At 31.1% G+C, this 12,875-nt stretch carries 12 protein-coding genes; 4 read left to right on the top strand and 8 right to left on the bottom strand.

The features are described 5' to 3' along the window. Positions 1-9: 9 nt before the first annotated feature. On the top strand, positions 10-387 hold the full coding sequence (locus ACWGOQ_RS09160; protein ID WP_452057646.1) for a DUF779 domain-containing protein: 378 nt from the start codon (positions 10-12) through the stop codon (positions 385-387). 102 nt (positions 388-489) lie between these two features. Here ACWGOQ_RS09160 and ACWGOQ_RS09155 read toward each other — a convergent pair whose 3' ends face one another. The 3 genes from ACWGOQ_RS09155 to ACWGOQ_RS09145 all read right to left on the bottom strand — a co-directional run bounded on the left by ACWGOQ_RS09155 (position 490) and on the right by ACWGOQ_RS09145 (position 3,148). Continuing rightward, the gene (locus ACWGOQ_RS09155; protein WP_452057645.1) at positions 490-1,533 is read right to left on the bottom strand and encodes a hypothetical protein; all 1,044 of its coding nucleotides are present in this window, start codon (positions 1,531-1,533) and stop codon (positions 490-492) included. Positions 1,534-1,553: 20 nt separating this feature from the next. Further along, a complete protein-coding gene (locus ACWGOQ_RS09150) occupies positions 1,554-2,051 on the bottom strand; it encodes a hypothetical protein (RefSeq protein ID WP_452057644.1) in 498 nt (165 codons plus the stop codon). A gap of 482 nt (positions 2,052-2,533) precedes the next feature. Beyond that, positions 2,534-3,148 carry a matrixin family metalloprotease gene (locus ACWGOQ_RS09145; RefSeq protein WP_452057643.1) on the bottom strand — a complete coding sequence of 205 codons (615 nt, stop codon included), beginning with the start codon at positions 3,146-3,148 and terminating at the stop codon, positions 2,534-2,536. A 747-nt stretch (positions 3,149-3,895) separates the two neighbouring features. Here ACWGOQ_RS09145 and rlmF point away from each other — a divergent pair. Next, the gene (gene rlmF, locus ACWGOQ_RS09140; RefSeq protein ID WP_452057642.1) at positions 3,896-4,771 is read left to right on the top strand and encodes a 23S rRNA (adenine(1618)-N(6))-methyltransferase RlmF; all 876 of its coding nucleotides are present in this window, start codon (positions 3,896-3,898) and stop codon (positions 4,769-4,771) included. A 33-nt stretch (positions 4,772-4,804) separates the two neighbouring features. On the opposite strand, the gene ACWGOQ_RS09135 is transcribed toward rlmF, so the two are convergent. Both ACWGOQ_RS09135 and ACWGOQ_RS09130 read right to left on the bottom strand, forming a co-directional pair. Beyond that, positions 4,805-6,355 carry a DEAD/DEAH box helicase gene (locus tag ACWGOQ_RS09135; protein ID WP_452057641.1) on the bottom strand — a complete coding sequence of 517 codons (1,551 nt, stop codon included), beginning with the start codon at positions 6,353-6,355 and terminating at the stop codon, positions 4,805-4,807. 129 nt (positions 6,356-6,484) lie between these two features. Further along, positions 6,485-7,477: a YceI family protein gene (locus ACWGOQ_RS09130; protein ID WP_452057640.1), complete on the bottom strand. Its 993-nt coding sequence runs from the start codon at positions 7,475-7,477 to the stop codon at positions 6,485-6,487. A 129-nt stretch (positions 7,478-7,606) separates the two neighbouring features. Here ACWGOQ_RS09130 and ACWGOQ_RS09125 point away from each other — a divergent pair, with 129 nt between their 5' ends. Next, positions 7,607-8,491, top strand: a complete 885-nt coding sequence (locus ACWGOQ_RS09125) for a winged helix-turn-helix domain-containing protein (RefSeq protein ID WP_452057639.1) — start codon at positions 7,607-7,609, stop codon at positions 8,489-8,491. Positions 8,492-8,574: 83 nt separating this feature from the next. Here the strand turns inward: ACWGOQ_RS09125 and ACWGOQ_RS09120 are convergent, their stop codons facing one another. Continuing rightward, positions 8,575-8,739 carry a hypothetical protein gene (locus ACWGOQ_RS09120; protein WP_458202642.1) on the bottom strand — a complete coding sequence of 55 codons (165 nt, stop codon included), beginning with the start codon at positions 8,737-8,739 and terminating at the stop codon, positions 8,575-8,577. Further along, positions 8,736-9,389 (bottom strand): class I SAM-dependent methyltransferase, encoded by a 654-nt coding sequence (locus ACWGOQ_RS09115; RefSeq protein WP_452057637.1) that lies wholly within the window; start codon positions 9,387-9,389, stop codon positions 8,736-8,738. The genes ACWGOQ_RS09120 and ACWGOQ_RS09115 overlap by 4 nt, the downstream gene beginning before the upstream one ends. 192 nt (positions 9,390-9,581) lie before the next feature. Here ACWGOQ_RS09115 and ACWGOQ_RS09110 point away from each other — a divergent pair, with 192 nt between their 5' ends. Then, positions 9,582-10,952, top strand: coding sequence for a glycoside hydrolase family 113 (locus ACWGOQ_RS09110; RefSeq protein WP_452057636.1), 1,371 nt, complete (start codon positions 9,582-9,584; stop codon positions 10,950-10,952). Here the strand turns inward: ACWGOQ_RS09110 and ACWGOQ_RS09105 are convergent. Continuing rightward, a complete protein-coding gene (locus ACWGOQ_RS09105; protein ID WP_452057635.1) occupies positions 10,949-12,694 on the bottom strand; it encodes an amidohydrolase family protein in 1,746 nt (581 codons plus the stop codon). The two genes, ACWGOQ_RS09110 and ACWGOQ_RS09105, sit on opposite strands and share 4 nt — an antisense overlap. Between the last annotated feature and the right edge of the window lie 181 nt (positions 12,695-12,875).

Raw genomic sequence — 12,875 nt, 5'->3', positions numbered from 1 at the left:
CCTCTAATTATGACACCACGGGTTACCATCACAGAGGCTGCAAAAGCAGTGATTGATACGCTAAGCGAAACACATGGACAACTGATGTTCCATCAGAGCGGAGGATGCTGTGATGGTTCATCACCTATGTGTTTTGAAAAAGGCGAATTAATGATCAATGAAACTGATGTTTGGCTTGGAAAAATACATAATTGTGATTTTTATATGTCCTTGGATCAATTTGAATATTGGAAACATACACAACTGATCGTTGATATTACAGAAGGTCGTGGCTCCAGCTTTTCCTTAGAAATCCCTTTAGGAGTTAGGTTTATCATAAAATCAAGAATGTACAATAATAAGGAATCCAATGAGTTAAGTCCTATCCACATCGGTGAAATGGGATAGTTGTGTTCACAATAACCATTAAACAAATACGAAACAGGCTTGCAATAGCCTGTTTTTTTATGTGAGTATCTATATTAAACGATTCGTTCTTAACCTCTCAATTTATAGTTTAGAAGTAAATGATTCAATTCTTTTACGCAAACTTTGACCAACCGAATTTTCACTAAAACCTATAAATATACCAACCAAAAGTGCTAAATTTTCAAAATTCTTTAGACCTATGTTTTTGGTAGACAGTAAGTCACCTTTCCCTATTTCGACATTAAAGAATCCAGTGATGAAGAATAAGTAAAAAATCGAAGAGACCAACGCAACAATGGCAAGACGATAAAACGGATGTGGAATATTATCTCTCAATGATTTTATTTCTTCGATGGTTTTATTCTTTTTGAATAAAGAAAACGAAACCCAGGTACCCATTGACGAACCGATTAACACAAAAAACCAATTTGTAATATAACCTTTGTCTACATTCATTTTCTCATAGAATTCATCTCGAATCAGTTCGGTTTTTAATAAAAAAACCAAAATAAGACAAACCAACACAGCACCAAACATGGTGATCCCTAATTCTTTTATAAACGGTAGTTTTAAAGACCACCATTTTGAGGCTACAAAATTGTCTTCAAAATCTTCTAGTTGCTTTTTTGCAAAAGAATTATAGGTAGAGGTTCCTCCTACTTCTGCTATTCCATATAGTGTGGATAAATATTTATCTGCTTCATCGTTGGTTTTGCAATTTTCCTTAATTACTGTTTGTATATCTTCTACAGCACTAATAAATTCAAATATTTCTGTTGGTATCGTATACCCTATTGGTTTTTTAAGAAACATTTCGATTTTATAGTTTTCGTATTCAGTTCTGTAGTAAAGTATATGTTTTTCAGGTGTTATAGTCGCTGACTCTATGTTTTTTTGAGTTTCTAATTTTCGTATAATGGATTGCACATGTTCAGCTTCTTTTTCAACTAGATCTAAAGTTTCAAAAAGCGTATCGTTCTTTAAAAACAGTAACAATTTCTCTTTATCAATGTCAGTTTTAGTAAGTTCTTCTAAAAATGTTTTCTGTATTTCATTTCGGTTTACTTCTTCCAGCTTCTCAATTTTACTAATTACAAGCTGAAGTTGGTCTTTTAACGGTTCCATTTCTTTATGTATTTACTACTTTACAATAGTTCATTCTTACTATCCGGATCTAATTGTATTCCTAAATTCTTTTCCCAATCTTTATCCAAGCGGATTCGCTCTATCCTATCCCAGTCATTATCTAATCGTATGCGTTCAATATCCTTCCAATCTTTATCTATCCGAATTCTTAAGTCCTTCCAATCATTAGGATCTAATCGTATTCGGGTTATGAGGTCTGTAAGAACTTCTTTCTTTTTTTCTTCAGGAAGTTCTTCTGAATTAGATATTCGATAAATTGTAGCGCTTTCTATCTTCTCTAAATTCAGCATACTAAGAATACCGCCGTCTATTATTTCTTCAATCCAATTGTCTGTCAGATCCTTATTTTGTAACACTTTCTCTAATGCAGAAGGGTTAAATTTTGGATCCTCTAAAATATCTAATAGTGCTTGTTGTTTATCGTTCTTTTCTTTTGACCCTTTAACGGATGCGAGTAATAACTCAATTAAAAAAGTCTTTGGTTGTTGTTTTTTCATACATATATTTTAAAAATGTTCTAAAAGTAATTACAAGATATCGTTGATTACCTATTGCACATCATCTATTAAGGATTCGTTATAAGGATATCAATAGGTGTCTATATAAAACTGAGAAATCGGGGAATATAACTATTGGGGAAACTTACTCGCCTACATCTATTAATAAACATAAAATCTGATTTATAACAAGTTATATAATTTTATTTATAAAAATACAGATTAACCGTAAATAAAAAAATACCCGAAAACGGGTATTTTTAATTAAAACAATTAGACTTAATTATCTGTAAATTTGATAGCTTGTTCCGTTCTTCATTTTTAAAAAACCAAACAGATTTTGTGCACTTTTCAAACCTGTTTGGTCATATTTTTATAAGTTACTTTAGCTAGAAGTACTGTATAAAAAACACACATTTACTAGTGATTTAGTTCAAACAATCTGGGATGGGTAATTTGGGGTACATATAAATAACTATAGGTTATCCATTATTTTTCATTTCTTGCAAAATAGTTTTCATTCTATCAACCTGTGCATTTGTAAATTCTTTTCTTGCATGTGGTCTTACTTCACTCATAATGTTTCCTTCTTCTGGGTAATGAAATAAGCCTAAAGCGTGACCAATTTCATGCGGAGCTGTAGACGTGTACAAAAATTCATCTGTTATTAATGCTCTTTGATTTCTTCCTATACCGGCAATAGCTACTGTATTTGACCTTTTGATCACATATATATTAATTTTATCCTCCTCGTACATATCTTGGGTTTGGGAAAGAAAAACAGCAGACTCTTGTCCTCTATTATCTCTTAAATCATATAATTCGTCATTAATAATTGTTTTAGTTTCTCCCAGTTCTAAACCAATACCATATCTATGAAAAAAACTACCATTAAGATTTTTTATAAAATGTACCTCATTCAAATTATAAGAGGTGTTGTGTGCCTTATTAGATGACTGAATATAAGTTATATTTACTTTGATAGTTCTATCTAAATTATCCGAAAATACTTGTTCTACTTCATAAGGAATATAATCATCTTCTGCTGTACAAGAAACAAAGATCGATAACACAAGTAATATTTTTAAGAATTTCATAGTCTGATTGTTTTAGGTGTTGATACTAAATACTCTAATTTTAATTGAAAGATTAATCTTACTTTGTATTTTATAACTACAAACGCAATTATTCCTTCTTCTAAATAAGCCATCAGTACTTTTTTATTAAAATTTATAATTCTTCATTATAAACTGAATAAAAAACTTGAGTGAATGAATATGTGATGATCGATCAATTCAAAGATAGGGAATTATGTCAATGTTTATAGGGGGAAAAGCCCCCTCCTGAATTCTTTAAAACCCCAATTAACAATGTGTTAAAATAAAAATTAAGAACTTTTAAATGTTAACAAATAATGATGCTTTTTTTAAAATAAATCTTTGAAAACACTGATATATAAAAGAAAAAGCATCTTTTAACATTTAATTGTTAAAATTTATGAATTACGGTTTGAACGTAATTGTCTTAAGGTTTAAGTAAACTAAGTTTTTCATGTCTATTTTCTCAACTTTAACACGGAAAAACCCTAAGTTTAACAATTTTAACAGTGTTTTTTATCGGTATTTTAGTGTATTTCATCGATATATGTTGTGCTTTTCATCGAAATTTTATAAGAAATTTTAAAATATTACCTATATTCTTGACAAAATTGAACAAGAATTAGTGGAAAATAGAATATCTATAACCTGATATTAATTATACCACATCGTATTCCATTTCAACAATTAAAGCATCTATTCTAAACAACAATTGTTATCTTTATACCAATATCATTTCTAATTAGTTTGCATAAAAGAAATATTCATAGTTCGCCGTATAACTTTGATAATTTAATTATCAAGCACAAAGAATTATCCTCTTATATTATTATTACCCCTCGTGGCCAAAAAAGTATCGATTTTTCTAGCAATAAGGCTGTAACAGCCCTGAATAAAGCAATACTAAAGTATTATTATCGGGTAAACGACTGGAATATTCCTGAAGGTTATCTGTGCCCACCTATTCCAGGAAGAGTTGATTATATCCATCATATTGCAGCATTACTGGAAAGAGATCATAAGGATGCAGAAATTCGTGGATTGGATATTGGTGTTGGTGCTAATTGTATTTACCCTATTTTGGGATCTCAAGTGTATCAGTGGAAAATGGTAGGCGCTGATATTGATACAACGGCAGTTTCATCGGCAAAGGCTAATATAGATCTGACTCCGAGTTTAAAAAATAATATCGAAATAAGACATCAAAAAGATAATGCCAATATTTTTGAAGGTATTATCAAACCAGATGAGTATTATCATTTTTCCATGTGTAACCCTCCTTTCCATTCTTCAGAAACTGAGGCAACCAAGGGAACATTAAGAAAATTAAAAAACCTATCGGTTAGTGAGGCCAAAATTAATACGGTAGAATTAAATTTTGGAGGACAGGCAAATGAATTATGGTGTAATGGTGGCGAAGCTTTGTTTATAAAACGAATGATCAAACAAAGTGTCCAATACAAAGATCAAGTTGACTGGTTTACTTCTTTAGTTTCTAAAAAAGAGAACTTGCCTAAAATTTATAAACAACTTCATAAGCTAAATGCTGCTCATCAAACTGTAGAAATGTCTCAAGGAAAAAAACAAAGCCGCTTTATAGCCTGGAGTTTTTTGAAAAAATAATTTCCTAAGTAAAACTTGAATAAAAAAAAAGTTTTATTCAGGTGGTCTGCCGTGAATTTCCTCAAATTTGGCGTCAAAATTCTCTCTCAGATATGCGTTCAATTTTTTTCGGTAATCATCTTTTAACCAGGATAAAAAGTTATGCGTACTTCTACTGATACATTTTGCATAACTCTGTATTCTATGATCTATATCATCACCTAACATTTTAGCCAAGGCAATAGCATCATATACATCTTCACTATTTTCTATGCAAATTTTAGCATGTTGTGCAATGGATCTTTCCAATACTACTTTAGAAGACTCTCCCTTTCTGACTGAATCTTTATAAGTTTCCTTTATGTCAAAATACACTTCTTCAGAATTCGCAAATTCTGCTCTTAATTCTTCCGACATTTCATGCCTGAATTTACCTTCAATCTCCTCATCATTCAGAAGCTTATCCATATAATAGTCCGGAGAATTAAATATTTTTTGCCAATCTAAATCAGCGCCCCAAGGTCCAAATCGATGATAATTGTTTCCTAAATCAATTACATTAAATGTTGATTTGTTTTTGAGAATACGTGAGCCACGACCTATCATCTGATAATATAACGTCAATGATTTGGTAGCTCTGTTTAAAATGATTGTATCTACTGTAGGTTCATCAAACCCAGTAGTTAAAATGCTGACAGAGGTTAAAATAGCATTAGGAGTTTCTTTAAACCATTTAAGAATCAGTCTTCTTTGTTTTTTTGTAGCTGTATTATCTAAATGAGCAACTGGATATCCAGCAGATCTAAAAGTATCATAAACGTGTAGCGATGTATTGATACCATTATTGAATATTAATGTCTTCTTTCCTTTAGAGTGCTTTTCATACGCTTGTAACAATTGACTCAACATGTTACTGTTGGTGTACAAGTCCTCAGAAGATTTGACCGTGTAATCTCCGTTAGAACCAACTTCTAAAGAAGTTAGTCCCATATTGTATGCATATACTTCTGCTCGTGCCAAAAACTCATTTTCAATCAGAGACTCAATAGTTTCACCAACAATTAACTCATCATAATTATCCTTCATTGGTAACTTAGAGTTAGAACTTAATGGTGTTGCAGTGACTCCTAAAACAAAAGATTTTTCAAAAAACTTGAATAACTTGGTAAAGGAGTTATAGTGAGCTTCATCAATGATCACTAACCCTATGTCAGATATATCTAACTTATCTTCATTTAACCTATTATTTAAGGTTTCTACCATGGCCACAAAACAGCTGTACTTATATTGATCATCCAGATTTGCTTTGCTATTGACCACTTTATTGTCCACTCCAAACCCAGTAAGCATATTAGATGTTTGCTTACATAATTCTATCCGATGTGTCATCACCAATACTTTTTTATTGTGATGTTTTAGATACTGTCTTACAATCTCAGAAAAAATAACCGTTTTACCTCCTCCAGTCGGTAATTGGTACAAAAGATGGTAATCCTCTCTTGCATCTTCAAAACTTTTGAAAATTTTATTGATTGCTCCTTTCTGATAACTATAAAGATCCTTTCCTGTTTTTTTTTCTTGTGATTCTGTTGTGAGCTCCGACATATTTTTCTAATTTCTAGGGCTGCAAAACTACTTCCTTTTATGCTTTTTTGCAGAATTTTTATCATAAAAAATGTCAATTATTTTTTCAAATTCAATTATTTTACAAATAGTCTCAACAAAATTTAATAATTATTCGGTATAAATAGTTGCTTCAAAATGAATCTCATCAGAGATTAAATTATCACTTATATTATCAAAAACACTGCCTGACTGATAGAATATATTCCATCGCGTTCTGTCAATAATAAATTTTGATGTAAAAAGCACCTTGTCTTTATTGCTTTTAATATGTGCGTCAAAAGTTATCGGTTGTTTTATGTCTTTAATAATTAAATCAGCCTTAATCGATACATCAAAATCATCTATGTATTTTACATCTGCAATCGTAAGCGTTGCAACAGGATACTTATCTGTCTCAAAAAAGTCAGCATTTTTTAAATGATCTACTAATGACTCACTATAATCGCCATCTGTATTGATTATAGAATTCATATCAATAACAAACTCACCTCCTATAATCTTTTTATTTTTTTCAAAGAATTGACCACTATGAAAACGAACAATTCCATAATGCCCATTTGTGTGAAGTTTATTGAAGCCTTCCCATCTTAGTTTACTTGTCTCTTGATTTATTTTTAGAACATTACTCCCGATTGGACCAGAAGCTCCTTCTTTTTTCATAATATCAACTAATTCTATATTGTAAAGCAATGTAGAATCAGGATGAGGAAATCTTATGTTACCCGTTCTTTTGCTTAAAGAAGGTGGAACTATTAGTGTTCTGACTTCTCCTTTTTTCATACCCTGTAGTCCTTCATCGACTCCTTTTATTACTTGATTCCCTCCTACCAAAACTTTTAACGGAGTTGCGTTGTTTCTAGACGTATAGACTATGACACCATTACGGTATGTAGTGGTCTCATGGATGAGTACTTCATGTCCTTTTTCAACGACCGAACCCGAACCACTTTTTACTACTTTGTATTGTAAACCAGAAGTTGTAGTTGTGAAGTCATTTTTAGAAGAACAACTAACAATTACTGTAGTGACCAATATACTTAGGTATATTTTAATACAATGAAGGGTATTTTTTTTTAATCGAATTCTTTCATTTTTTTTCATTAATCTTCTTTTTTTGGTTTTACTTGAAGCGAAAATAATGTTGATTAGATCTTATGATGCTAAATGAATTGTAAAAAAGTGTATCACAATTGTAAAAATTCCGTTATTTGTAAAAACGAATCGTATAGCATGAAAAATAAAGTCAAAATAGTAGCGGCTGTAATTCTTATATGCATAGTTGTTTTGTCAATACATAGCTTTTCATCCAAAGAAATTTCTTTTTATCCAGAAAAAATTAAGGTTGCTTTACGACGTGCTGGTAATCAACTGTTATTAAACAATAATGATTCTATATCATTGGTTTTACCAGTCAAGGAAATATCCAACGGCGCTTTTAAATTATCCTTTGAAAGAGACATATACATTAACCCTGAGATGTTAGTAGCAGTTATTGATGAAGAACTTAAAAAAGCAGGAGTACCAAAAAAATATATAACCGAATTAATTAATTGCAAAACCAACGAGGTATCTTACAGCTATGAAATAGTAGGTCCATTTAAAGAAAATGAAATTTCTTGTTTAGGTCGAAATCTACCTAAAAGTTGTTATGCAATTAAAGTAATCATGCTGGATCAGGATACTACTGCACTCTACAGTACTATAGGTAATTTATTTACAGTTTCTTTGGCTATCCTTCTTATCATCTTACTAAGTGCAACTACGTTGTTTAAAAAGAGTTCAGAAATAAACACTCCAAAAATTCCGTATAAACACATAAAACTGGGTACCCTTATTTTTTACCCTGATCAACTAAAATTATGTACAGAAAATAGTGAAACTTCGTTAACAGTTAAAGAATGTGAGCTCCTTGCTATTTTTGCACAATATCCCAATCAAATTGTAAAAAGAGAGTTACTGATCAAACAAGTATGGGAAGATCAAGGAGTTGTTGTAGGAAGAAGTCTTGATATGTTTATTTCTAAATTACGTAAAAAATTAGGGAGAGAATCAGAAATAAAGATTACGAATGTGCACGGTGTTGGATATAAATTAGAAATTGGATCTAAAAATTAAATCATATTAATATTCACAAAATTCAAAAACAAACACCCTTTGCTAGAAACTCCTTTAGAATAAAAAGTTCATAGACCTCCCTATTAATGATGCTCCTTTTGCCCGAATGGTTTTATAAGAATACCTGCACTAAAAATAAAACCATCTGTTAGAGCATACATCTCTGTAAAAGTTAGATCATTATTAGGTGGTAATACTAATGGTGAAAACCTGCTTTGTCTTCGATCTGTAAAATTTTCTAAATTCACAAAGATTGTACCCCAACTAAAATCCATATTCGTTTGTCTTTCTCTTTTTTCCATCTACCAAAATCTTCAATTATTGTTTTTATCGTAAAACCTGCTGTTTCCAATTCTTCTTTTACATAATACATCGCCAAAGTATGAGCATCTGTTTGCTCTTCTCTCGATTTATGAAGCATATGTTTTTTAAATTTTTCAATAATTACAATATTCCCATTAGGTTTAAGTGCTTTTTTTACTTGAGATAAAATTTCTTTATAATTATCCATTTCATGGTAGGTATCCATAATAATAACTGCCTCTAATGAATTTTGTGGCAACTTGGGGTCATCATAATCCCCTAAAATTGTACGTACATTCTTAATATTTCTATTTTCAAGATGAACTTCTAATTTTTCTAATCTGTCTTCTCTTACATCAACTGCAAAAACTTTTCCGGTTTCTCCAACTACCTTGGACATATGGATTGATAAATATCCTTCGTGACATCCTATATCTGCCACAAAACTACCTGGTTTAACATCAGCTATTTCAAGTATCTCTGGTACTTTCATCCAAGTGTCTCGTTCTTTCCAATGATCTTCTTTATATTGAGCCTGGATACAATTGAATCCAAGTAAAATTAATATAGTAAGTAATTTATTATGTAGTTCCATACGTTTTCGATTTTAAAAAGAACACTGATTATGTGGTAGTTAACAGGATTAAAATACAGGTTATTTAATATTTAAATCCTTACTTTATGAAAAGTTTATACTTAATTTACATTTTAAATGTCATAATTATCAAAATTCTATGTAAGATTACAAGTAGTAAGTTTTTACTACATCAAATCAGTAATTCAGTATATGAAAAATGAAGTATTTACCGCACTAAAAGTATATGTATTTACTGGTTTAATGAGCCTAGTTCTTTTTATTATTGGTGGAGTGAGTAACGGTATTACTATTTCAGAATCTATTCTATATTTTGGTAAAACCTTAAAGAAACCGAGATTTCTTATCGTACTTCATATTTTATTTCTTGTAGTTTATCTGCTCTTTTTAATTTTGAGGTATTTTATCAGAATGCAGAGAAAGAAAGGTTTAAAAGTAATGTTTAAGCATTTCTTATTAAGACTATGTACTCCGGCATTAGTTCTCTTTGCCATCTTCAAGTTTATAATAGTCAAAAACAGTTCAGAAGACTTCGCATATACCTGGATTCCATCAATAGAAAATAATAGTGGTACTCCTAAAGAATTGTATAAAATTGATAGAAAACATCGTGGAATGACAGTGTTTGGCTGGGGTTTTAATAATGACTCTAAAACTGCAATCGATGATATCGTTCGGTCCAATATTGAATGGGTGGCAGTAGTTCCTTTTATGGATCAAGAAGATGAAAAAACAGAAACAATACGAATCCCTAAAACAATTGGTCAATGGTCAAGAAGAGATAGTTTACATATAAAAACGATTATTAAACTTAAAGAAAGGAATATACAGGTGATGCTAAAACCGCATCTTTGGTTAGGTACTGGATGGAGATCTCATATATCCCATTCTTCCTCATCAAGTTGGAATATTTGGTTCAAATCGTATCGGGCGAACATCATTCATTACGCTAAAATGGCTGCTAAAACTAAAGTAGAATTATTTTGTATTGGAACAGAACTAAAGAGCTCTCTAATTAATCAACCAGAACAATGGAAATCTCTAGTTAGAGAAATTAAAACTATTTATAAAGGAAAACTAACCTACGCTGCAAATTGGGATGGTGAATTTGAGTTGGTGGACTTTTGGAATGAGTTGGATTATATTGGTATCCAAGCATATTTTCCGTTAACAAAAGATCCGCACCCTGATAAAAAAACCATCAAAAATGGTTGGAATATGTATAGTAACCAATTGGAGTCTTTATCAAAAAAGCACGATAAACCTATCCTATTTACAGAAATAGGGTATAAAAGTGAAGCTTCTGCGACTATCAAACCTTGGGAATGGGGATCGGCCCTAAGTATTCTATCAAAACACAAATCTGATAAAACCCAGCAAATTGCATACGAAGCTCTTTATGAAACATTTTGGGATAAAGATTGGTTTGCAGGAACTTATATTTGGCAGTGGAATACTCAATCAAAAAAAGAAAATGCTTCTACTAACCTTGATTTTTCTCCTCGATATAAACCTGCGGAGAATACCATTGCTAAATGGTACGCTATTAGAGACTGTGATTAAAGACGTGACAAAAACACTGCAGGATTATCACGTGCAATCACATCAAATTCGTTTACAGTTAAATGCCCAGTGGTTGTGGCTACCAAGTTTTTTTCTGCAGAATGATTTCTCACTACATAAAAATCCGTTCCGAACAACACTTTTTTTCCCAGTTTATCCTGATTAATTGTTTGTCTTAATAAAGGGAAAATTTTTTCATCATGAAGTATATAGCTAATATCGGCATAAACATGATCGTGTTGTAACATAATACTACAAATAATAGAATACCAATCCACATATTTCCAACAATCCTGGAGTTTTTTCCAACTAAATTTCTTGTTAGCAGTATATAAAAAATCAATTCCCATGTCGGGTTCTTTGATTAGTTCATTACTATAACCGTAGCGATCCAATTCTAAATATCGGTTCCATTGATCTTCTCCTCCAAAATGTGCAAAACATATTTTGAGATGCGTTAAATCATGAACCAAAGCTGTGTTAAGATCTGTATATCCAAAAAGCTTTTTAATATCTTCACTACATTGACTAACCCATATCCTAAGTAATTCTTCTTTTAGCAGAACTAAATAATTCATCGGATGCGTAAAGTTTAGAGAAAAGTCTTTATTTTTGTGCTGTGGCAATAATAACGGTGCATAGATCTCATTTTTGAGATTTACACTTTCTTTAAAAACAGGATGTGCTTCCCATTCCTTTTTCTTTGCTCCTCTATAAAAAATAGTTCCTTTAATACAATGCGTCATTATAGGTATCCCACGATCCGCTGCATATTTCCATAATGGTAGTAAAGCGTCATCAAATGGATAATATCCCAGCGCAGGATAAATTTTGAATCCTTCAAACTTCTTTTCTTCTATATATTCTTTAATAAAACAATCTTGTAGTGTTACATTACCATTTTGACACGTATATTTTAAATGATTTTCTTCTTCCCTAATTCTCCGCGGCTCAGCAAATACAAATGGTAGAAAAGAATCTTTATTAGTACTACCAACTTTAATTTTGGCCAGCTCTTCCATTTGATATTTATAAGTGTTTTCTGGTTTTAATTTTCCTGCACCCATATATTCCATATCCATCGGCAAAACAATAAACTTAGTTCCCGGTATATATTGCTCCTTCATTGATGAGAAAATTTTACTTTGACTTTTGTATAATGTAAAACGGCCCAATAACAGATATCTTTCCAGTAAATCTTTTGTCATTTTACCAGGAAGAATAGCAAAAAATCTAACTGTTTTTCTAAGTATGAACCAGATGAGGTTTCTTCCACTTTTAAAAAAACCAAATAAGATAACTGTCAGAAGAATTTGCAAATAAACATCACGAATTGGGAGCAACACCTTATGATGTACTAACCAGGTCTGAAGTTTAACGATATATCCTATAAACTCATTTTGCTTAGGGTCAAAAATTAATGATAACCATCTAAATATAAAAAATAAGACGTGGATCGTGAGCACAATTCCTATAAAAGACAAGATACCTGAAAACAATTTATTTCTTCTAAGCTTGATAGCTTTTATAACTCTATTTCGTCTTTTTTCTACGTAAGGATCCTGAAATTTTCTACTGCTACTACGAACACTCTTCTTATATAACTTAAGGATCCAAGCCGTATTTAGCAAATAACTTATAGGCCATGGAACAAAAGTTTTTGCCAGATAAGGAGGCACATGTTCTCCTTTAAAAATATGGGTGTGACAGTTTATTATAGGTTTCTTTTTATCCGAAGACATATGTAAATAGTTAGTTTATCCAATTGGTATTGAAATTTATATTGAGGTCATATTTATACTAATTCATATAATACTATAATTTTTTATCACAAAACAAGCAAGATATTATTGATATCCGAAATGGAAACCAACGTTTTTAGTATTAAAAATTGGGGATAAACTGAAAAATTGTTAACGGTTA

It is taken from the genome of Aquimarina ulvae (assembly GCF_053613295.3).
The sequence above is the reverse complement of the archived record's forward strand: the minus strand, read 5'-3'. Positions and strand labels throughout refer to the sequence as shown.